The 20,999-nt window shown below is 38.3% G+C and carries 28 protein-coding genes; 12 read left to right on the top strand and 16 right to left on the bottom strand.

Annotated elements, in window-relative coordinates; translation table 11 throughout:
* Nucleotides 1-105: 105 nt before the first annotated feature.
* The gene (locus H6G57_RS19905; protein ID WP_190521640.1) at nucleotides 106-660 is read left to right on the top strand and encodes a hypothetical protein; all 555 of its coding nucleotides are present in this window, start codon (nucleotides 106-108) and stop codon (nucleotides 658-660) included.
* 69 nt (nucleotides 661-729) lie between these two features.
* Here the strand turns inward: H6G57_RS19905 and H6G57_RS19900 are convergent, their stop codons facing one another.
* The 4 genes from H6G57_RS19900 to H6G57_RS19885 form a co-directional block, all read right to left on the bottom strand.
* Entirely contained in the window at nucleotides 730-1,836 is a 1,107-nt protein-coding gene (locus tag H6G57_RS19900; RefSeq protein ID WP_190521638.1) for a LamG domain-containing protein, read from the bottom strand.
* A 345-nt stretch (nucleotides 1,837-2,181) separates the two neighbouring features.
* Nucleotides 2,182-3,063 carry a LecA/PA-IL family lectin gene (locus tag H6G57_RS19895; protein WP_190521637.1) on the bottom strand — a complete coding sequence of 294 codons (882 nt, stop codon included), beginning with the start codon at nucleotides 3,061-3,063 and terminating at the stop codon, nucleotides 2,182-2,184.
* Between the two features lie 591 nt (nucleotides 3,064-3,654).
* Entirely contained in the window at nucleotides 3,655-4,419 is a 765-nt protein-coding gene (locus H6G57_RS19890; RefSeq protein WP_190521635.1) for a hypothetical protein, read from the bottom strand.
* 212 nt (nucleotides 4,420-4,631) lie between these two features.
* Nucleotides 4,632-5,804, bottom strand: coding sequence for a LamG domain-containing protein (locus H6G57_RS19885; protein WP_190521633.1), 1,173 nt, complete (start codon nucleotides 5,802-5,804; stop codon nucleotides 4,632-4,634).
* Between the two features lie 1,154 nt (nucleotides 5,805-6,958).
* Here H6G57_RS19885 and H6G57_RS19880 point away from each other — a divergent pair.
* A complete protein-coding gene (locus H6G57_RS19880; RefSeq protein ID WP_190521631.1) occupies nucleotides 6,959-7,204 on the top strand; it encodes a type II toxin-antitoxin system HicB family antitoxin in 246 nt (81 codons plus the stop codon).
* Nucleotides 7,204-7,422, top strand: a complete 219-nt coding sequence (locus H6G57_RS19875) for a type II toxin-antitoxin system HicA family toxin (RefSeq protein ID WP_190521629.1) — start codon at nucleotides 7,204-7,206, stop codon at nucleotides 7,420-7,422. Before H6G57_RS19880 ends, H6G57_RS19875 begins: the two co-directional genes overlap by 1 nt.
* Nucleotides 7,423-7,432: 10 nt before the next feature.
* Here the strand turns inward: H6G57_RS19875 and H6G57_RS19870 are convergent, their stop codons facing one another.
* A complete protein-coding gene (locus H6G57_RS19870) occupies nucleotides 7,433-7,702 on the bottom strand; it encodes a DUF2442 domain-containing protein (RefSeq protein ID WP_190521627.1) in 270 nt (89 codons plus the stop codon).
* Nucleotides 7,677-7,919, bottom strand: a complete 243-nt coding sequence (locus H6G57_RS19865; protein WP_072720128.1) for a DUF4160 domain-containing protein — start codon at nucleotides 7,917-7,919, stop codon at nucleotides 7,677-7,679. The genes H6G57_RS19870 and H6G57_RS19865 overlap by 26 nt, the downstream gene beginning before the upstream one ends.
* Nucleotides 7,920-8,170: 251 nt before the next feature.
* Between H6G57_RS19865 and H6G57_RS29105 the strand changes: the two genes are divergently transcribed.
* The 7 genes from H6G57_RS29105 to H6G57_RS19830 all read left to right on the top strand — a co-directional run bounded on the left by H6G57_RS29105 (nucleotide 8,171) and on the right by H6G57_RS19830 (nucleotide 10,262).
* Complete coding sequence (locus tag H6G57_RS29105) at nucleotides 8,171-8,317, top strand: BrnT family toxin (RefSeq protein WP_190521687.1); 147 nt, start codon at nucleotides 8,171-8,173, stop codon at nucleotides 8,315-8,317.
* Nucleotides 8,304-8,459 (top strand): hypothetical protein, encoded by a 156-nt coding sequence (locus H6G57_RS28720; protein ID WP_199314379.1) that lies wholly within the window; start codon nucleotides 8,304-8,306, stop codon nucleotides 8,457-8,459. Before H6G57_RS29105 ends, H6G57_RS28720 begins: the two co-directional genes overlap by 14 nt.
* A 72-nt stretch (nucleotides 8,460-8,531) precedes the next feature.
* Entirely contained in the window at nucleotides 8,532-8,906 is a 375-nt protein-coding gene (locus tag H6G57_RS19850; RefSeq protein WP_190521625.1) for a DUF433 domain-containing protein, read from the top strand.
* Nucleotides 8,903-9,298, top strand: a complete 396-nt coding sequence (locus H6G57_RS19845; RefSeq protein ID WP_190521623.1) for an ACP S-malonyltransferase — start codon at nucleotides 8,903-8,905, stop codon at nucleotides 9,296-9,298. Before H6G57_RS19850 ends, H6G57_RS19845 begins: the two co-directional genes overlap by 4 nt.
* Before the next feature lie 196 nt (nucleotides 9,299-9,494).
* A complete protein-coding gene (locus H6G57_RS19840) occupies nucleotides 9,495-9,746 on the top strand; it encodes a UPF0175 family protein (protein ID WP_190521621.1) in 252 nt (83 codons plus the stop codon).
* Between the two features lie 78 nt (nucleotides 9,747-9,824).
* Nucleotides 9,825-10,034 carry a type II toxin-antitoxin system HicB family antitoxin gene (locus H6G57_RS19835; RefSeq protein WP_190521619.1) on the top strand — a complete coding sequence of 70 codons (210 nt, stop codon included), beginning with the start codon at nucleotides 9,825-9,827 and terminating at the stop codon, nucleotides 10,032-10,034.
* 3 nt (nucleotides 10,035-10,037) lie between these two features.
* Entirely contained in the window at nucleotides 10,038-10,262 is a 225-nt protein-coding gene (locus H6G57_RS19830; RefSeq protein ID WP_190521617.1) for a type II toxin-antitoxin system HicA family toxin, read from the top strand.
* A 140-nt stretch (nucleotides 10,263-10,402) separates the two neighbouring features.
* Here the strand turns inward: H6G57_RS19830 and H6G57_RS19825 are convergent, their stop codons facing one another.
* Nucleotides 10,403-11,260, bottom strand: coding sequence for a GUN4 domain-containing protein (locus tag H6G57_RS19825; RefSeq protein WP_190521615.1), 858 nt, complete (start codon nucleotides 11,258-11,260; stop codon nucleotides 10,403-10,405).
* A 582-nt stretch (nucleotides 11,261-11,842) separates the two neighbouring features.
* Between H6G57_RS19825 and H6G57_RS19820 the strand changes: the two genes are divergently transcribed.
* Nucleotides 11,843-13,243 carry an ATP-binding protein gene (locus tag H6G57_RS19820; protein WP_190521613.1) on the top strand — a complete coding sequence of 467 codons (1,401 nt, stop codon included), beginning with the start codon at nucleotides 11,843-11,845 and terminating at the stop codon, nucleotides 13,241-13,243.
* Here the strand turns inward: H6G57_RS19820 and H6G57_RS19815 are convergent.
* The gene (locus tag H6G57_RS19815) at nucleotides 13,212-13,619 is read right to left on the bottom strand and encodes a type II toxin-antitoxin system VapC family toxin (protein WP_190521611.1); all 408 of its coding nucleotides are present in this window, start codon (nucleotides 13,617-13,619) and stop codon (nucleotides 13,212-13,214) included. The two genes, H6G57_RS19820 and H6G57_RS19815, sit on opposite strands and share 32 nt — an antisense overlap.
* Nucleotides 13,616-13,831, bottom strand: coding sequence for a hypothetical protein (locus tag H6G57_RS19810; RefSeq protein ID WP_190521609.1), 216 nt, complete (start codon nucleotides 13,829-13,831; stop codon nucleotides 13,616-13,618). Before H6G57_RS19810 ends, H6G57_RS19815 begins: the two co-directional genes overlap by 4 nt.
* 102 nt (nucleotides 13,832-13,933) lie before the next feature.
* On the opposite strand from H6G57_RS19810, the gene H6G57_RS19805 reads away from it, so the two are divergent.
* A complete protein-coding gene (locus H6G57_RS19805; RefSeq protein ID WP_190521607.1) occupies nucleotides 13,934-14,494 on the top strand; it encodes a Uma2 family endonuclease in 561 nt (186 codons plus the stop codon).
* A gap of 8 nt (nucleotides 14,495-14,502) precedes the next feature.
* Here the strand turns inward: H6G57_RS19805 and H6G57_RS19800 are convergent, their stop codons facing one another.
* The 7 genes from H6G57_RS19800 to H6G57_RS19770 all read right to left on the bottom strand — a co-directional run bounded on the left by H6G57_RS19800 (nucleotide 14,503) and on the right by H6G57_RS19770 (nucleotide 20,904).
* Nucleotides 14,503-15,378: a sensor histidine kinase gene (locus H6G57_RS19800; RefSeq protein ID WP_190521605.1), complete on the bottom strand. Its 876-nt coding sequence runs from the start codon at nucleotides 15,376-15,378 to the stop codon at nucleotides 14,503-14,505.
* A 95-nt stretch (nucleotides 15,379-15,473) separates the two neighbouring features.
* Nucleotides 15,474-16,697: a geranylgeranyl reductase gene (gene chlP / locus H6G57_RS19795; protein WP_190521603.1), complete on the bottom strand. Its 1,224-nt coding sequence runs from the start codon at nucleotides 16,695-16,697 to the stop codon at nucleotides 15,474-15,476.
* A 168-nt stretch (nucleotides 16,698-16,865) separates the two neighbouring features.
* The gene (locus H6G57_RS19790) at nucleotides 16,866-17,123 is read right to left on the bottom strand and encodes a cytotoxic translational repressor of toxin-antitoxin stability system (protein ID WP_072720121.1); all 258 of its coding nucleotides are present in this window, start codon (nucleotides 17,121-17,123) and stop codon (nucleotides 16,866-16,868) included.
* An 11-nt stretch (nucleotides 17,124-17,134) separates the two neighbouring features.
* Nucleotides 17,135-17,407 (bottom strand): hypothetical protein, encoded by a 273-nt coding sequence (locus H6G57_RS19785; RefSeq protein ID WP_190521601.1) that lies wholly within the window; start codon nucleotides 17,405-17,407, stop codon nucleotides 17,135-17,137.
* Nucleotides 17,408-17,474: 67 nt separating this feature from the next.
* The gene (locus tag H6G57_RS19780; protein ID WP_190521599.1) at nucleotides 17,475-17,720 is read right to left on the bottom strand and encodes an HNH endonuclease; all 246 of its coding nucleotides are present in this window, start codon (nucleotides 17,718-17,720) and stop codon (nucleotides 17,475-17,477) included.
* 125 nt (nucleotides 17,721-17,845) lie between these two features.
* Nucleotides 17,846-18,334 (bottom strand): hypothetical protein, encoded by a 489-nt coding sequence (locus tag H6G57_RS19775; protein WP_190521597.1) that lies wholly within the window; start codon nucleotides 18,332-18,334, stop codon nucleotides 17,846-17,848.
* A gap of 164 nt (nucleotides 18,335-18,498) precedes the next feature.
* Nucleotides 18,499-20,904 carry a dynamin family protein gene (locus H6G57_RS19770; RefSeq protein ID WP_190521595.1) on the bottom strand — a complete coding sequence of 802 codons (2,406 nt, stop codon included), beginning with the start codon at nucleotides 20,902-20,904 and terminating at the stop codon, nucleotides 18,499-18,501.
* Nucleotides 20,905-20,999 lie beyond the last annotated feature (95 nt).

The following is a 20,999-nucleotide window of genomic DNA, read 5'->3' as shown; positions in this document are numbered from 1 at the left end:
TATTTGAATAGCTAATAGGGATTACTGGGGTTTAACTGGATTAATTTTTATGCTATGTTGGTCTTAGATTTCGGTTTAAATAAAATTCATTTTTAACTCCTAAAGATGGTTGATTTTGTGAGAGAACGTCAGCAACAATTAAAGGAATGGTTAGAGGAATTAGTCTGCCAAATTCGCACTCAGGGAGGGTCAACTTGGGATCACTTTGTCCTAGCGGTTTCAGACAAATCCGCCCTCATTGAACTCGACGGCATTCCTTTACAATTGCAAGCCCATGGGGGTGAACCATTACAAGTTGAAATTGAACCCATTACCAGGGAGGAAGGAACCTCGCCCCTACAGTACGATTTTCGCAGTGATGCTGAAACCTTAAGGGCGATTATTCAGGGGAAGTTATCGTTAGATGCTGCCGTTGTTCGGGGGCAAATTTATGTTCAAGGAACATTATCAGATTTAACGGCAATTTATGGAGTTGTGATGAATCTTTTTGCGGACAGTGCCATTCATCCAGAGTTACAAGATTTATGGAACAAGTTTGATGAAATTTGGTTGCTTACCTCTGTTTCTCCTATTCCTGCTACCCTAGAACAACAACACCCTGCCTACGGTTATTTAATTGAAAATATACCAGAAGATGTGCTGCGAGTTTCTCTGAAATAGAGAAATGTTGGGGAGGGGAAGAGGGGTATTGACAGTTAACCGTCAAGAGTTGAAACCTGAAACCTAATTTTAGGGAATCAGTGCAGTACAAGTGATGCTGATATTTCCCGTATTATCTTTATAGCCATCAGTATAGCCCTCAGAAATAGGAACGTCATTGACAACAAAGGCAATTGTTTGACTGGGTTTTAAGACTAAAGTAATTTCGCTTCCTAATTCGGCTAAAACCATGTTAGTTTCAACATCAACGACTAACAAAGCAAAGGAAGTATTGTTTGGATATTTCATTTGACTTTGATATTCAAAACCGGGCCAGCCTCCGGGGGTTAACTCACCCCAACTCGCGGGTTTCCAGGTTCCAGACGCAGAAATTTTGAATGAAACTTCCTGAGCAAAAGTATTAGTAAAGTTCACTCCCGCTTGTGAGCTAATGTCAGCCTCAAAAGTTTGGGTTTTGGGTATAGGTGTGACAGGATTCTCATTCTTAATAATTATGCCATCTAAACCTTTCCCGGTTAAATCAGGAACTTTATTATCGGAAAGATTACTAAACCGCCAATATCCCACTAAATTAGGTTCTTTTCCGGTTAATTCTTGATTGATGGTTTCCTGAATTTGCTGTTGAGTACGAGCCACATCCCAAATGCGAACTTCATCCATATATCCATTGAAGTCACAAAATACAAGATTTTTCCCATCTTTTGACTTTTTGACTAGCCCTCCCAGGCGCAATATATTAGAAGTTGCAGGGGTCTGGGGTTGAAGTGGATTATAGTGGGTGTTCGTGAAATTATAAGTTTGCAGGAGTTCGCCATTCATATAGAAACAGGAAATTTGGGATTTCTGGTCATACGTCCCTGCAAAATGCGTCCAAACATTGAGGGGTAAAGGGGTTTTTACAAACAGTGGATAACGCTCGGTCAAAGTATCGACTTGAAAGATCATCTGTAAGCCGGTGGCTGCATTATATTCCCCAAGGGTATATCCTAACTCTTGGCGTTCGGTTGTGCTGATGAGGGGAAGGGTCGCCGCCGAATATTTATACTTTTCTACTTGTAAAACCCAAAGTTCAACGGTTAAATTAGGTGGGGTTAATTCGTTTTTAAAGGGAATATCAGCATAGTCGTTATCACCATCAAAGCGAAATAGAGGACTTTTAGGATTGTGAGTGATCATAATAATATAAACTCCAATGAGATTAAGTTAAATTGAGTTAACACAGGCAACAATAAACCGAGATAAGAGTTGGGGAAAAGCTGAAATTTAACTAGCTCAAAGAACCAACACCTATCTAATTTAACCGATTGCTATTTCAAGGAATCTGTGCAACAGAAGTGATGCTGAGATGTCCTGTATTATCTTGATAGCCATCATTGACAGGAACGTCATTGACGACAAAGGTAATCGTTTGACTGGGTTTTAAAACCAAAGTAATTTCGCTTCCTATGTTTCAGGGGGAAATAACAAATTAATGCTAATTTCCCCCATTGAATAATGCCTGAATTAGCGACCAACTTCTGATCAATTAACAGTTATACTGCCAACGTTATTACCGTAAGTTCCTGGGGCATCATTCATTCTGAAAATTAATGATTCGCCCGGTTTAATCGGAATGACTGTTGGGGTATAAATTTCTTGGACTATATTTGTAATGGGATTAATGGCTAACAGTGAAAAAGCTGTATTTTGAGGATGTTTCATTCCAGCTTTTGCATAAGTAGCATCTCCTGCCGATGAGAAAGATGCTGTATTTGGCCCGTTTTTCCACGAACCTGATGGCGTGATATTAACGGAGGCATCACGGCTACTATTATTCATTAATGCGACGCCATCTTCCGAGTTAGCTGGAACTTCAAATTTGCCACTCGCAATGACTTGGGTGTGGGCAAAATAAGTGTTCACTAATTGAATATTGGTGAGTGTAATTCCCATAATGGTTACACCCGTCAATTTGGTATTGGTGAGATTCGCGCCCGTCAGATTCACAAAACTTAAATCCGCATAACTTAAATCTGCATTGGTTAAATCTGCATAACTTAAATCTGCAAAGCTTAAATCAGAATGACTCAAATTGGCAAAACTTAAATTGGCATAACTGAGATTGGAATAAGCTAAATAAGCACACCCTAAATAGGCATGGCTGAGGTTGGCATAGCCTAAGTAGCTATAGGCAAAAAAGCTATAACCTAAGTTAGCTGCCATCAAATCAACGCCTAACAAATTCGCTTTGTACAAATAAGAAAAGCTAAGATTAACTGACGGAAGTTTGGCATTAGCGAGGTTAGCTTCATACAGATAGCTATAGGGAAAATCCCGTTGTCCTTGAAGATACAGCCAATTTAACAAGCTGACTAAATCGTTAGTATTAGATAAGGGAAAAGGCCAGTTTGCGGCAGCAGACATCGGTTTTTACTCCTAATTATTAATGAATGGATAGACGGGAACGAAGACTTACAATTTAAGCAGGGGATTTCATATTGATTTCAATTCAATTGAAATTTTTTCTGCATAGATAGCAAAACAAAAGATCTATATTTTGGGATATATTCTGTTGTTTTGGTGTGAATAATGGGGGGATTTCTGAGTTGACTATTCTAATTCCACAGTTCCAGAACAGGGTTGAGTGGAACTTGTAGATGGGCTTGCTTTAAAAGGGGGACATTCTACTGTTCTAATGGTGAGCGATCGCATCGGATGAGTAGATTCCCTTATTATATTAAATCAAGCCGAAAATGTTGCCAACACTTTAAGAGAAATAATCAATAATTGTTACGAATTTTAATTAAATTCCAGAACAACTTTATCCTGTTTAATCAAGACAATAGCTCTTGTTAATACAGAATTGTACTAGAGCCTACTAACCGTTATCAATCAAGAATTATTCTTTTAAAGTGTTGCCATTGAATCTCCTGTGAAATTAAAATTTAATCCCCGCGATCTAGTTTTCTTTTTCTTCACAAGATGAAAGAATGCAAAAACTAGATTAGGGTTGACCTAAGTGGCTAACCATTGAACAGTAAAAGCCCCATAATTATCCGCATAACAACCCACCACATCATTGATGCGGAAAGCAATTGTTTGTCCGGCTTTAATGACTAATTGAGTTGTGCCCGTAATTTCGGCTAAAACCGTATTGGTTTGTAGGTCAATTGCTAACAGTGCAAAGGATGTCTGTTGAGGATAAACCATATATTGTTGATAGGGAAAACCCGGAGCACCTGCGGGGGTATAGTAGGGTAGGAAATAGGCAGGTTTCCATTCTCCTGATGGGGTAAAGAAAACAGTCAGATCCCGACCATAAGTATTTGTGAAGTTATAACCAATTTCTGAGGTACTCAGCACTTCAAATTGACCGAACAGTGGAGCGGGTGGGGGTGTGGGAACTGGAGTTGGCGTGGGAGTTTTAGGAGTCGGCCATTCTAATTCTACGACTTGAGAACGGGGTTTGGCGACATCGGCCGATGTTCCGGGTCGGGTCAGGTGGGGTTGGGCGGGGCCGGCTGTTAGCGATCGCGTCCGATCCCCAGATGCGACAATAATATTAAAAGCGCAAATTGTGTCAACGCTTTGATAGACAAAATCAAAATTTGCTAAGTGGCTTAAGTCAAATGATCCAACAATTTCATCCTGATAAGTAAAGGAAATTAAATCTCCTTGATGTAGAATAGTACCCGGTGCATATTGTCCGTTATAACTAAAGGTTCCGGTTCCAAAAGTTTGACCATTTAATAGCGTGCGGAATTGCAATTCAACAACCATTTGCTGATTCTCCTTGTATTCTGAATTAAGTGAAAAATGCGTTTTAGGAAGCAGAAGAATGGGAAATAATCTGAAATCTTTAAATGTTTGCTACACATCTCCCCCCTTTTTAAGGGGGGTTGGGGGGATCATCTGTAGCCTTCATCATGGGATTTCATATAAAATCTTTTTTGGGTTTCCTCACTCTTCACTTTTAATGTTTGAAAATTAACCTAAGTGGCTAACCATTGAACAGTAAAAGCCCCATAATTATCCGCATAACAACCCACCACATCATTGATGCGGAAAGCAATTGTTTGTCCGGCTTTAATGACTAATTGAGTTGTGCCCGTAATTTCGGCTAAAACCGTATTGGTTTCTAGGTCAATGGCTAACAGCGCAAAGGAGGTATTTTGGGGATAAACCATATATTCTTGATAGGGAAAACCCGGTGCGCCTGCGGGGGTATAGTAGGGTAGGAAATAGGCAGGTTTCCATTCTCCTGATGGGGTAAAGAAAACAGTCAGATCCCGACCATAAGTATTAGTGAAATTATAACCAATTTCTGAGGTACTCAGCACTTCAAATTGACCGAACAGTGGAGCGGGTGGGGGTGTGGGAACAGGAGTTGGGGCGGGAGTTGGGGCGGGAGTTGGGGCGGGAGTTGGGGCGGGTGTGGGCGCGGGAGTGGACGGAGGAGTAAAGGGTGGGTTAATAATATTAGCACCCATAGAACCTTTACAAATATTGCCATTATGACCATGACCTGTGAGGTCAGGAACTTGGGCTCCAGAAATATTGCTTAACCGCCAATAAGCCACTAAATTCGCTTCTTGACCCGTGAGGCGCTGATTCATTTTCGCCTGAATTTCTTGTGCACTGTGAACGGTATTCCAGATGCGAACTTCATCAATATAACCATTAAAGAAATAAGTTCCCCCAACACAATACCCCGACTCGGTAGAACCTGCTCCAATGCGTAAGATATTGCGACTGCTAGAACCTGTCGGCGCGGTGGGTTGATGGACTACGGTTTCTTGAGCGACTTGCTGACCATTGATATATAACCGTGCTACGGATGAACTGGGATCAAAAGTCCCGGCTAAATGAGTCCAGACGTTAGCTTGAACTTTTGGCCCGCGAATTTTTTGATAATTGCCATTCGGAGATAACAGCCATAATTCCCAATTATCTTGAACACAAGCTTGATAAAACATATACCCCCACCGATAACTATCGGGACGGGAAGTTAATACAGAACGTTCAATTCCTGTATTTGAGGTGAGGGATAAAGCCCAAGCTTCAATTGTGAAAGTTTGGGGATTTAACTCATTGTTGTAGCCAACATCAATCTTATCATCGGAACCATTAAAATACAGTAGTGATGCCGTTGTGGTGCTGGTCATAAAACTGAATGCTCCTTATATTGAGGAAAGTTTTAAATTTAATCAGCCTAATGTTTAGCCATCTCAACGGCTAAAAACTGCTGACTTCAAAACAGACTGATAGCAGGGAACCGGGAGGAATAAACTTCACCGCCCTTGGTTTTACCATCAGTTTTTGTCAAACATGGATTTGGCAACTGCCATAACCTGATGTGAAAGCTTGATACTCCTAATGTTTTGATTCCAACTTGGAAGAATAATGTTTTTACCCTTTCGTTAAACTTCAAGATTGAACTCTAGGGTTGATGCACAAAATCAATAACTTTTTCCGGTGTTGATAGGTTAAGGTGTGATGAATGGGATTAAAATCTGCACCCTCTAGCTTAGATATGACTTGAACACATCATCAACCAAAGGGGAAAACACCCAACTTTAGTGTTCTCTTTGAAGGGGATTTTCAATTAAACTTTAATTAAAGAGTTTACCAACAATAGGTGATCCTTGAAATAGCAAAGCCAATAATAGGACTCAATTTTAACAAAACTTAATATATAGTTTCTCTAATAGGCAGAAAAGGTGGAAAAGCTTACGGGGTAACAAGATAGCTAAAGCTCTCTTGGATTGAAAATGAGAGCCTGATTATCCTATTAATACCACAACGGATGATTTTATTCTCCCAAGAATCAGCCAAGCTCAAGCTCCTGTTTTAAGTGATTAAAGGGGATTATTTGATCTGACAGAAGCACAAATTAACGCGGCTTTAGCTTATATTGAAGCCAATCGCGCTGATGTTGAAGCTGAGTATCAAATCGTTCTTAAAGAAGCTGAAGAACTGCGACTGTATTATGAAGAAAAAAACCGTGATCTAATTGCTAGAATTGCCGCTCAACCCCCAAAGTCAGGTCAAGAAGCTATTCGAGCAAAACTTCAAGCAGCAAAAGCCAAGCTAAAGTCTCAGCCATGAATTTTTTAGTCGATCATAATTTAAGAGGACACGCTGTACTTCTCTCAGGTAGTATTTTAAATAGTGGGTGGCTAGATTGGGTACTAATTCGATTTATCACCTTTGATGAAATAGGCTTACCAATCAATAGTGATGATCGGGTAGTTTGGCGGTTAGCTCAATATGTAGTAAAATGTTATCTAACAATAGATAAAATCGTTATAAGCTAAATATGTTAACTCAATACATTCAGGCTGCGATGAAGCAAGCTCGGTATGAAATTTTTCCTGATGACGGGACTTTTTATGGAGAGATTTCTACCTGTGAAGGAGTCTATGCAAATGCTGAAACCCTGGAAGCGTGCCGAGAAGAATTGCAAGAGGTATTAGAAGATTGGATTTTACTGAGTCTTACCCTTAATCTTCCTTTACCCGTTCTTGATAATATCGACTTGACAATTACTAAAGAAGTTGCCTGATGCCTCCTTTAAAACCTATTAAACGTCGAGACTTAATTTATTACTTGAAACAACTGGGATTTGATGGCCCCTATTCGGGAAAAAGGCATCAGTTTATGTTGAAAGAAAACCTTCGTGTTACTATTCCTAATCCTCATAAAGGTGATATCAGTACAAACTTTTTAGCTAAAATTTTGCAACAGGCTAAAGTTGATATTAGTGATTGGGAAAATCTCTAAAGTTGAGTTTTTAGGATTGTCTTTGATTTTGAGGTGCTGCGGCACCGCGTAATAATCCTTCGGTACTAATATCTTCATCTATTTCTTCCCAATGAATCCCATAACCCCCGCCACAAATTTCCCATTTTTGTAATTGTTCGGGATTAGCTTTTAATAGTCGAGGAAACCAAGCTAAGGGAGTGGTGAGAGTGCGTCCATCCATTAATTCCACACTAAAAGTATCTTCATGGATAAGAACATTTTTTACACGAATATCAGTTTGAATTACCAAAGTATTCATACCATGCCTCTAAAAATTTTTGTTGATTGACTTCCACAAGGGATTGTATTTTTCTTAACTCTTTAGCATTAAATCCTATATTTTTGGCTAAAGATACGGTCGATAACCAGAATTTAGCTGAGAGATTATCTCTATCAATGTGAATATGGGGAGGTTCGTTGGGTTCATGGCTGTAAAAATAAAAGCGATAGCTTTCAAATCTTAAAACTGTTGGCATTTTTGATAGATACTTGTACCCTAATATATTTAATCATATTGATTTGATTTTGTCAATTTCAGTTGAACAAACAGACATTAACCATCATACATTCCCAAGCATGAGCCTGGAAATGAGGAAATTCTTAACCCGTCATAATAATTTAGAGCGATCGCTTCTTTTAGATCAATAAAAGCGATCGCTCTAGGATTAATATTTTAAGGTAGAATCTTCAATACATCCAAGCTGCCATGAAGTAAGCTAAGTATGAAATCGGAGAAAGCCGCTATATTATTATAGGTATATCTAGGTTTGGGCAACTTTTAATTGTTGCACATACTGATCGATTAGAAAGGGTACGAATCATCAGTGCCCGAAAAGCTACGCGACAGGAGCAGAGGTTTTATGAACAAGGATAAACCGAACGAAATGGAAGATGAATTACTGTCTGAGTATGATTTTCAGGAGAATCTGCGTGAGGTAATTGAGATGCTCCTAGAAGATGATGATCTGGTTATTAAGACAGAGTTTATAGGGACACAACAGATTGTGATCCGATAAATTATGATCAATATACCCGTTCTAAAACCACAGGAAATAGTTCGCATACTAGAGAACTAGGAGGCCATAAATATGACAACCCTATCCAACGAACAAAAAGCTATTATCCGCACAGAAAGAGGACTAACAATCGCGGGTACACGCATCACTATCTACGACATTATGGACTATGTGACGGCTCAATATCCACCTAAATTCATCAGGGGATTATTTGATTTGACAGAGGCACAAATTAACGCAGCTTTAGCTTATATTGAGGCAAATCGCGCTGATGTTGAAGCTGAGTATCAAATCGTTCTTAAAGAAGCTGAAGAACTGCGACTGTATTATGAAGAAAAAAACCGCGATCTGATTGCTAGAATTGCGGCGCAACCTCCCCAACCTGGAACCGAAGCTGCATGGGAAAAACTGCGAGCAGCTAAGGCAAAACGTGAGGCTAAAGCATGATTTTTTTGATAGATCATAATCTCAATGGACACGCTATGATTTTCTTTGGCTCTATTGCTAATCAAGGTTGGCTTGATATTATTCCAATGCGTTTTGTTACCTTTGCACAAATGGAATTGCCTATTGATAGCGATGATAGAGTTGTTTGGCGACTGGCTCAAGAAAATCAGATGATTTTGCTCACAGCTAATCGCAGTATGAAAGGTAAGGATTCTTTAGAGCAAGTAATGCGTGAAGAAAATACCCCTAATTCATTACCTGTGATTACGATAGGAAACGCTGATAGATTACTGAATGATTCGGAATATCGAGAACGTTGTGTTGAGCGTCTAATTGAGATTGTGCTTAATATTAATAGTTATATGGGTGTAAGTCGGCTTTTTATCCCCTAAAGTGAAGTTGAGGTTTTTGAAGAAGTGCGATCGCTTTTTTTATATCAATAAAAGCGATCGCTCTAGGATTAGTATTTTAAGGTATAATATTGAAGCAAGGAAACAACAGATCAAGAGTGGGGTACTTTAGCTGAAACGGTAAGTCAAGACATTAGCAGATGAGTTTCTGTGTTAACTCAATCAACCTTAAACGAATATGGGACTACAAATTTTAATTTCTGATTCAGTTTTGCAAGCAATTCGTTTACCTGAACAGCGTATTGAACAGGAATTACGACAAGAATTAGCGATCGCTCTCTATACCCAGGATCTATTATCCTTTGGTAAAGCACGAGAACTGGCTGTTATGGATAAATATGAATTTGGACAACTATTGGGAGAGCGTGGAGTTTTACGACACTACACACCAGAAGAATTAGATGATGATTTGACTTATGCTCGTAGTTAGTAATACTTCACCAATTTTGAATTTAGCTATTGTGGATCAGCTTACCCTTTTACATCAGCAATATCAAAAGCAAATCTTATGAAAATATTTACTGCTATAATCGAAAAAGATTTTGATACCAATCTTTACGTTGGTTATATTCCTGGGTTTCCTGGCGCACATTCCCAGGGAGAAACATTGGATGAGTTACAGGAGAATCTGCGTGAGGTAATTGAGATGCTCCTAGAAGATGATGCTCTCCTTATTGAGACAGAGTTTATAGGGACACAACAGATTGTGATCCGATAAATTATGAGCAATATACCAGTTCTAAAACCACAGGAAATAGTTCGCATACTAGAGAACCTTGAGTTTGTAGAGGTGCGTCAAAAAGGGTCACATAAGCAGTTCCGTCACGAAGATGGACGAGGAACAACTGTTCCTTTTCATAAAGGGCGTGATATATCACCTAGATTACTTCGGCAGATTGCAATTGATATTGGCTTAACAGTTGAGGAAATGTTGGAGTTGCGGTAATTGAAAATAGAGAGCGATCGCTTCTTTTATATCAATAAATGCGATCGCTCTAGGATTAGGAATGAAAAACCAATAAGGTGACTAATTGAGCAATAGTTTACGGTATATCAAGGTTTCTGGGGTTTAATTGTGCAAGTTATTTATTTTTCATTCATATATAAATAAAGGCGCTGTTTTCGCATGAACGATGAATCCACAAACGAAAAATTGAAGTATGAGTTGTCTATCTTTAGGGTTGCATTGTCAAGGTAGATATGTATAAAGGGAAGATGACCTACAGGTGCTTGGAGGTTAAAAATAATGTCATTATATTCCCTTATATTCTGCCAACCGATTTTATAATGCAAAACACTCCTTTGACAGTCAAAAAAAGAATTATTATGATACTGATATTGCTCCTTTGCTTCTTCGCCAACGCTACCATCTTCGTATTGTCGTACCCTGATTTCTTCCCATTCAAAGACCGATAATCCATTATGATTTAGGTAGTCGTTAAAGCTCATGCCTTCTGTTTGTAATTTCCTTTGCACGCTAAATCCAAAGCGACCACCACTATATTTGACCCATAGTTGATCAATTCTACCACCTTCACTTGCTACTCTGTGATCAAAACGACCTGTTTTTACGTCTTCCTGATTTAGTATGTCTAAAGCCCTGTGTATTATTGGGTTACGATAAATATAAGCTGTTTCGTAATTAGCTTCTTCCCATTTTCCTGATGCTAGTAGTTTTTCAATTTTATCTAGGAGCAATAAAATTTCATGTTTTGCACGATTTAGTTCTTCTTCTGCCTGACGTCTTTGTTCTGCCTGACGTCTTTGTTCTGCCTGACGTTGTTGTTGTTGTTGCTGACGTTGTTGTTCTGCCTGACGTTTTTGTTGTTCCTGATGTTCTACCTGACGTTGTTGTTCTGCCTGCCGTTTTTGTTCGTCCTCATAAGCACTTAATAAGCCATACACCACGAGCACGAAAAAGATCAAAGCTATGATATAACCCATAAATATCTTCCAAAATCATCTTAATTTATCTACGTTCTGGAGAAACTTAAAACTTACAGCAAGGGTTTTCCCGATCTGCATAGTTAGGTTTAATTACGCCTACCTACTTAAACAGGCGTAATCACCCCTTATCTTGCGTAAACTTCTCCACCTACTCTTTTTTCCGTGTTACCACAACTGGGACAATCTTTACCGGAGTTATATCCACATTCTTTGCAGAAGAAACTGTTACATTTTTTGCATTGATAGACGTTGAAGTAAGCACCGGAGAATAATTCGTTTTTGATTGTTCTTCCACAATTAGGACAAGCTGGAAATTTGTGCATTGATTTTATCCTTTTGCTATCCGATCTGATTGTCATTCCGTTTGTTATCAATCTAATCCCCATCTTCGTTAGGCTAGATTGACTAGCTTGCTTAATTGTATTGCCTAGCATTTAGATGTAACAACTCAAAACAGTCGGATTCAGCACCCAATTTTTTGAACCATCCTGAACTAATTTAGTAGGATTCAGTATAATTCAGTTGACAAAGTAGGATTCGGTAGGATACATTACAAACAATATCTATCTATGTCTACTTATGAAGAATGTTGAGGATGTGTTAGAGTGGGCAGATCACTTGATTTTTGATCAAACCGGAGAACACCTCACACCGATACAGGAAGCAATATTAACAGGTGTTTGGGACAGAAAAAAATATCCTCAAATTGCTAAAGATTATAATTGTAGTGAGTCTCACATTAAAAAAGAAGCAGCTAAGTTATGGGAAAAGCTGGGTGAAGATTTAGGAGAAGATCTCAAGAAATTTAATTTTCGTTCTAAGTTAGAGAAAAAATATAGAGTTTCTAAGATTTCTCATTTGCATGACTCTTTATTACAAATTGATAATGTTATTTGTAGTCAATTTATACAAAATATTAAAAATCAAAAACCGCGATCGCAATCTCCCCCAGAAACATCCCAAACCCAAAATCAATCAACAATCATTAATTTAATAGAAGCACCAGAATTAACAACCTTTTACGATCGCACCTCAGAATTAACTACCCTCAAACACTGGATATTAGAAGACCATACTCGCTTAATTACGATTTATGGATTAAGTGGAATAGGGAAAACTGCGCTAACGGTTAAGCTGATAGAAGAAATTAATACGGAATTTGATTATATTATCTGGAAAAGTCTTAATAATATTCCTACCCTTTCAACGCTACAAACCGAACTCAAACAATTTTTTTCTCAATCTCAACCAACCCCCTTATCTACAGTTATTGATTATTTTCGTAACTCTCGCTGTTTAGTGATTCTTGATGACTTACAGGATATTTTTAAAACAGGTGAATTAGCAGGTCAATACTTACCCGAATATGAAGATTATAGTAAATTTTTTAAACAAATTGCCATATCTCCCCATCAAAGTTGTTTAATTCTTCTGAGTTGGACAAAACCTATAGAAATCGCTACATTAGAAGCTGAGAATAGATCAACACAAACCTTAAATCTCAAAGGATTAGGAGAAGAAGCAACCGAAATCTTCAGAGAAAAAGGATTAATTGATCAGGAAAATTGGTTAGAATTAATTACAATGTATCAAGGTCATCCTAGGTGGTTAAAGATTATCGCTTCAACAATTATTGAACTCTTTAACGGTAGTGTTTCTTTATTTTTAACTGAACAAAATGATATCTATATAGGGGATTTAGAACCTAATTTAAAATCTCACTTAGAGCGTTTATCGGAATCAGAAAAAAGGGTAATTCATTGGTTAGCGACTCAAGATCAACCCGTCAATATTGCCCAAAAACCTGCTAACCTGGTATTATCAAAACCTGAATTTATGCAAGCAATACAATCCTTAATTCGACGGAATTTAATCGAAAAAGTCGAGGAAGGAGGGCGATCGCTCTTTCTCCTAAATCCAGTATTCAAAGCATATATTCAGTTTCATATCAAGGCAACTTTTCAAAACCAGCTTGAATAAAATGGTTGTCAAAACTTAAAGCTGTGCGAATATTTGATTGAGTCATTACCACAAAAGAAATGCAATCAGTCAGTGAGTATGACTTATCATTATATTGTTGAAATAATTGCCATCCATCAAAAAATAGCACTTCATCAACATGGATAAACTGAACTAACGAACTACGAAGTAAGCGATTCCCAACTTCAACAGCTTTATGATGACGATTTCGACTATTAAAAAATGTCACCATTTCGTCAAAAATATAAGATGTAGTCACCAATTTTGGTGTTCCCTTAATCAAATTTTGCCAATGGTTTAATGTCCGAAGATGATTGATATCATCGGCTGTTTCCAACGCGATAATATAACTGGTATCTAAAAATAAATTACTCATTCAACAGAACCGTAAATATAATTATCTAGTTTTTCAGACGCATCAGAAACCCCGCAGTTTACCGGGTTCATCCCCATCTCAAAAATTGGATCTGTCTGATTAGTTACGATCACAAAGATAATATTATTTTCCTTACGAATTTCTACCTCTTCAACTCCCTTGAGAAAATCCTTGGGAATAACTACACCTTGTTCTGTTACTTTAACTTTCATCAGCTTTACTCAATTTAGTTACTTTCAGTATATCCTAACTTCTATAATCTTGACTATAATGTTAATAGAATGTTTATAAAAGATAATGACGAGGAATAAAAAATGCGATCGCCTTTACCCCTATTGACCGTTGAAAACTATCTAAACGCCGAAGCTAACAGTCAAACTCGCCATGAATATGTTGGTGGCTATGTCTTTGCGATGGCGGGTGCAAGTGAGGAACATAATATTATTGCAGGAAATATTTTGGCTTTATTGCGTCCTCATCTGCGGGGAAGTTCTTGTCGGGTGTTTGTGTCGGATATGAAAGTTAAAGTTCAAGACGATATTTTCTATTATCCTGACTTACTGGTCACTTGTAACCCCCAAGATAATCACAGATATTTCAAAACTCAACCTAGTTTAATTATAGAAGTTCTTTCAGAAAGTACAGAAACCACCGATAGACGGGAAAAATTAATGAACTATCAAACCCTAGACAGTTTAAAAGAATATGTTTTAGTCTCCCAAAATCAAATGCAAGTGGAAGTTTATCGTCAAGATGATCAAGGAAATTGGACAATCCAAATTTTAGGACAAAAAGACGATTTAATCTTAGAATCTGTGGGGTTAACGCTGACAATGGCGCAAATTTATGAAGATGTATTTAATAATCAAAATTAGGATTAAGTTTAAGACTCCGATGCTCTTGGAAGTTCGATGATAAATTCTGTTCCACTTCCTAACGATGACTGACATTTAATTTTACCTTGATGTCGCTCTTCAATAATTTGACGACTGACAGATAAACCAATTCCAGTTCCTTGTTCTACGGGTTTTGTGATTAATAACGCTTCAAAAATTGTATTTTGAGCCTCTTCCGATATTCCTAAACTATTATCTTGAATTGATAAAATAACAGAATCTGAAGTTAAGCTGGTTTTAATTGTGATTGTGGGTTTAAATTCAGGATTAGAGGGTTGAGCTTTTGCTTTTTCATCTAAAGCATTAATGCTATAATTAATTAAATAAGATAAAGCTTGATTAAAATGTCCGGGATAACAGTTAATTTCAGGGATGTCTCCATAGTTTTTAATCACCTCAATGGGAGATCGGATTTTTGTTCCTTTGAACCTACTTTTTAACATTAATAATACACTATCAATGCCATCGTGAATATTAAATAATACTTGGCGATCGCTCTCAAATCTCCCAAACGTTCGTAAAGCATTACTAATTTGATGTAACCGTTCTGCGCCATTCTCCATCGCCGATAACAATTTCGGCACATCTTCCATTAAATACTCTAAATCAATCGCATCAATTTCATCAGCAATTTCGTTAACAGGATCGGGATAATGTTCTTGATACAGTTCAATTAAATTTAATAAATCTTTGACATAATCTTTAATATAAGTAATATTTCCCGCAATACAGCCTAAAGGATTATTAATTTCATGCACCACACTTGAAACTAAATGACTCAAGGTAGCTGTTTTTTCTTGTTGAACTAATTCTAAAATATCCGTCGCATTGAGTTGTTCTTCTGACGGGTTTGTTGAATTCATACTTAAACTTCTCCTTATCATCAGTTATCAGTCAAGAAAAGAAGTTAACTCTTAACTCTTAAACTGATAACTGATAACTGATAACTGATAACTGATTACGGTGCTAACGCACTTCCGCGTAACAAACTCCCCAGGGTTTTTGCTGTAATCTTCATCTGAATTAGAGGGTTTGCTGGAACGACGGTTTTGTACAGATAGCTATCAAAGGTTAACTTCTGAACATCCCTATCCGCACACATTTCCACAAAGGCTTCACGGGTCGCATCCGTGCGATAGAAGACTCGTTGCAGAATATCCAACACCAGATAAGTAATCCCATATTTCTTATCCCAGAGTTTGATATATTCCTTCAGATCCGCTTCTGTGGGAATGCGTTGACCACTATTACTCCGTTCCACAATGGTTTCGGCACACATCCGGCCCGACTTGGCGGCGAAATAGATGCCTTCTCCAGAGGACTTCGTAACTGTTCCGGCGGCATCTCCGACTAAAGCCACTCGTCCCACAACCCGACGAGGACGGGGATGTTCGGGAATGGGGTGAGCTTCGACTTTAATAATTTTACCGCCTTCGATGCGGTTCGCTGCCCGGGCGCGAATTCCCGCTTGCAATTGTTTGATCATGGCTTGGTTGGGTTTCATTGTCCCAGTACCCACCGCAACGTGATCATATTTGGGGAATACCCAGGCGTAGAAGTCTGGGGAAACGTCGTTTCCAACGTACATTTCCGCCCGATCTTCATAATAGGCCATTTTATCTTCGGGGATACGGATGCGTTCTTGGAAGGCGATCGCATAATTATAATCCCCAGCATCAATGGCTTTAGCAATGCGGGAGTTAGCTCCATCAGCCCCGATCACCACATCCACTTCTAGGGTTCTGGGTGTACCGACGCCACCTTCAGCCGTTGCATGGTCATGATAATGAATCACATAAGGCTCGGAACTGGTTTTAGGAATTTCTAATTGATGAACAGTACCATTTATTAAAATTGTCCCTAGAGAGACGGCGCGATCGCGCATAAACCCATCGAGAATTTCCCGACGGCACATTCCAATATATTCGTCTTCTTTTTCAATGAAAATATCAACCTCACGGTTCGAGGGAGAGATCATTTTCATTTTTCTCACCCGCCGATCAATGACATGAGCAGGTAAGTCAAACTCACTCACCATACAAAGCGGGATCGCCCCACCACAGGGTTTGGCGTTATCCAGCTTACGTTCAAACAGGTAGGTTTCAATGCCTGCTTTCACTAGCGTCTCGGCTGCGGAAGAACCCGCAGGGCCAGAACCAACAACAGCAACCCGTAGTGTCAACGGTCTTCTCCCAATCTATCTCGTCTTTTTACTAATTTGTGATGGTATCACGGACACTCCCCTCGAAACCATTTTTCCCCGGTTAGTTGTGACGCTTTGCAATACACCTTAACAGTTTGTAATAAAGTAGGGGCGGTTCACGGTTGCTTGTCTCCTCCTGCTTGTGCTCTAAATCTTGGGTTTGGGTAGAATTCGGACGAATTTAACAATTTGACCGGTTACTTCTATTCCAATTAAATAATTTTCTAAAGTAAAGCGATAAAAAATAGCACTTGAACCTAATGGCTTAAGTTCGGGTAAGTCTTTGAGAGTTTTAATCTGTTTAAATTCAACAAAGACAAAATGATAGACCTTAGAATAAGCGGATGGTTCTAAGCTTATTAGGTCATGAATAAAAGATCGACCATAGCGGACATCAAGCGTCACGATGGGGTTACTCAGTCATTCATTTGGGGAATAGGACGATAGGTGGGATGGTGATGTTCTGAATGGGAGGCACTGGGTCTACTATACTCAAAATGCAACAGTTCTAGGGCTTCATCATAGGTTAAGGAGTCTCCTGGTGTTAGGGTTTCCTTGGCTTCTTGAATCGCTTTGAGCATATAGGTATCATAAAATAGGGTTTGCAAGGATTTCCAGACTTTTCCTAAGTCTTCTTCGGAGATCTGATCAACTAAGTAATGCAGTTTTTTTCTAAGAGGATTTATCATTTGTAGAACTAAAAATCCCTAACTCGGTCGTTTAATTCTACTATTATATCATTTTTAGTTTAAATTATTAAATTGTAAAGTTTCGCTTGAAACGCGGATCAAAATCAGCTTTCTTTTTCTGATTACATTGAGAACACAAGGTTTGTAAATTACTAATATCGTTAGACCCTCCTTTTGCTAATGGGATAATATGATCAATGGTCAGTTGGGTTTCATTTTCGGTTTTCCCACAGCTTTTACATTGATAATTATCTCGTAAAAATACATATCTTCTAACTTCTTGAGGAATGACAATTCTGGGGGTAGGTTTCATTAATTTAACCATCCTGTAATCAAGTTTCTATTTTTTTATTATAGATCATGCTCTATGATAAAAAAATCAGTTTATATACCTACCCTTTCTCAAATAATTATCTTCTAGTCTTACTGAAAACTCTGTTAAAAATTTCCTAATTTTGATTTGACTATCGCCTCAATATTCTGCCACTCTTCCAGACGTGACTGGGACGAAAAAAGATATTTTTCATGAGCTAATCTTAACTGATTTTCTATCTCCACATATAGGTTATGTTGGTTGACTGATGGGTTTTTAAAAGAATACTCAACAATAGCAATATTTAAAGCAAACCATAGACAGTAAATCAAGTAGCAATTCTGATCATTTTCCAGTTTTCCTAAAGCATTTTCTATCGCTGATGCAATTCTGCCAAATTCTTGTTCTGCTTTAAAATTAGCTATTCCAATTTCGGCTACTAGATCATAGTTTAGCTCAGAATATTTATTTCTACCCTTAGTCCAGAATTTATTAAACAGTTCATCGCTATTAATTTTTTCTGAATTTGGTCGATTATTAATAATGTTGCAGATTGAAGTTGTAATATCATCAATTGCAAAATATAAGGTGTATACTTTGGCTGTGTTGTTCATGGTTTTTGTTAAAATTAAGTAAAAATAGACTGTACCCTCATCATCAGGGCTGATTATTAATCCTAAAAAAGGGACACAAATCCCAGTGTAGGGGCGAGGCGCGCCTCGCCCCTACGATGAATTGGATTTTAAGTCATTTATACAACTGATTTAGACTTGCTATATTAGAAGTCTAAACGCTCATCACTAATGTTAGAATTAGAGATGGTTGGTAATAGATGTTCAAATAGTTGCATTGACTGTAAACAACTATTAATCGCTGAAACAAATTGATTGTATTCCTCAATTTTTTGGTTAACTTCAGACTGAAATCGAGCATTCGTTTTGATTTTCTCCTCCGCTTCCTGTTCCAAGGTATTCTCTAAATAAGCTCGCGCTTGACTGTATTGCTGCATAATTTCTTCCCCTTGAATTTCCGTCATCGGTAATAATTGAGTTTTCAGGGTTTGGTTAACCGTTTGGCGGAAGGTTTGATTGATAGTTTCTGCAACTTTAGGTTCTAAATCTAACTTCAACAATTGACGAATAGCGGGTTCTGCATCGAGCATTGCTTTAATATCATAACTGGATGAGGTTTGTAATAAAGTTTGGCGAAATTGATAAATTGAAAAGGTTCGTTCATCATAGAAGTTGGGACTTTCTCGTACATAGCGATCGCATTCCGTTTTAGCCATCGCAACTAACGCTTGGTTAACCTCTTCTTCTAACCGTTTTAACCGCAGTTCTATTCCCCCATCATTCCCTAATAAACGATTGAGTTTGCGATAATATTCAGTCTTACGAACTCGTTCAACTAAACGACGGAAAAACCCCGCATTTACAGATTGAACCGCCTCTACTAAAATATCCTCTAATTGGTTCGCTAAATAATACAATGCTTCCACTAAAACCGCTAATAACGGCGCAGTTGCATTCCGAGGATGGCTGAAGGTCGCACGACTATAGGCTTCTTTTACAGAAAAACTATCTAATAATTCATCTAAACGCCTCACCATCCGAGATTGTAATTGATTAAAATCCTGCTCAAACCCATCACATTTACTGGTAATAATTCGATTCACTTCTTCCGCAATATGATCTCGAAATTCCTGTCCGGCTTCTTGCAATTGTTGATTCAGCAGTTGTAATTCCTGGGCTTTCATCGATTCAATTTCACGGGGTTGACTGTCTAATTCCCGTTGAATTGATTCGTAATACTTCCGCAGGGGAATACAAATATCTTCTAAATCATCGGCTAGATTTTTAAACAGTTGGGGACGTTTTTCTTGGGTTAAATAGTAAGTAATGGCGGTACGAAAATCTTCAATTCCGCTATCTTTAATTAACTGATCAATCAGGGGTTGTCCCCAATCTGCTAAAATTCTCACATAGTTTTGGTTGGGAGATTCATAGCCATTAATGGTGACTCGAAATTGGAGCGGAAGTTTACGAGAACTACCACAATAGTTATTAAAAGCATAGACAAATTGAGGGGTTTCTTCTTCTCCCCCAAATCCTTTAATACTTTCAGCAAAAATACTATCTAACCCAAAGCGATCGCGTCCCGTTGTTGATTTAATTTGACTTCCATAAAACCCTAATAATCCACTGGTTTTATAGACTCTGGTGGTATCCTGAAAGTCTGAATAAATTAAGTTATCTAACCGTTGACGCAGTTGGGCATTGTACCAGGTTTCATCAATGCGATTAAACACATAAAAAACGCGATCGCGGATACTGGGATTTTGACGAATTCGTTCTAAGAGTTCTGTCTCTTCTATTGTCATTTCTCCCGCCGATGCTGGTTTTAAAACACAGACCACCGCCGAGGTATCGGGATTCTCAATTTTCTGATAAGTTAATTGAGCATCTTTCTCTACAGGCGCATCAATTCCAGGGGTGTCAATAATGACATTTCCATCTTGTAATAGGGGATGATAGCAATAGTATTCAATCCGTTTTAAGACCGCGCTATTACTGCCTCGACGGGCATAACTGGCGGCTTCTTTGAGGTTAGAAAAGTTGAACTGTTCCATCGAATAGGTGGCGTTGTTTAGGGTGTGAATGCGATCGCGGTTTTCCACAAACCCTTTCATTAATAAATCTAACGCTTTGGCTTGTTTGGCGCGTTCAGATTTATTAACCCCTCCTTCTTGCTGAATAATTTTGTCACAGCCTTCTAAAAGTAAATCAATCACATCATTGCGATTAATATTAACATTAGAACTTAAGCCCAAAAGCTGACATAAAGCCGCGACTTGTTCCCGAATTTCGGCTTCACTTAAAAAGGTTAAAACCACCCGTTCTTGATCCGGTTCCGCATAGTCAATATAACATTCCGTTCCGGTGGCGTGTCCCTCTGCACTATATAATAATTCCCGTTCTAAAAGGGCATTAATTAACATCGATTTTCCAGCACTAAACGCCCCCGCAAACACAATTTCAAACTTGGGGGAGATTACTTTATTCAAAGATGCACGCACCGCCGTAATATCCTGTTGTCGCAGGGACGGTTCTTGATGCAGAAGTTTGACTAAGCCTTCAACCTGATGTTGTAGATTTTGGCACTGAGGTGAGAGTGGAGTATTCATGTGTAAAACTCTAATTTAGATAAAAAATACCTTAGTTTAGATTATCCCTGAAAAGTGACAGCTTGGGTATCAAACGTTACTTTAATTTACAGTTT

The organism is Planktothrix sp. FACHB-1365 (assembly GCF_014697575.1).
Classification (GTDB): domain Bacteria; phylum Cyanobacteriota; class Cyanobacteriia; order Cyanobacteriales; family Microcoleaceae; genus Planktothrix.
Note: the sequence above shows the minus strand (reverse complement) of the source record. Positions and strands in the feature narration are given on the sequence as shown.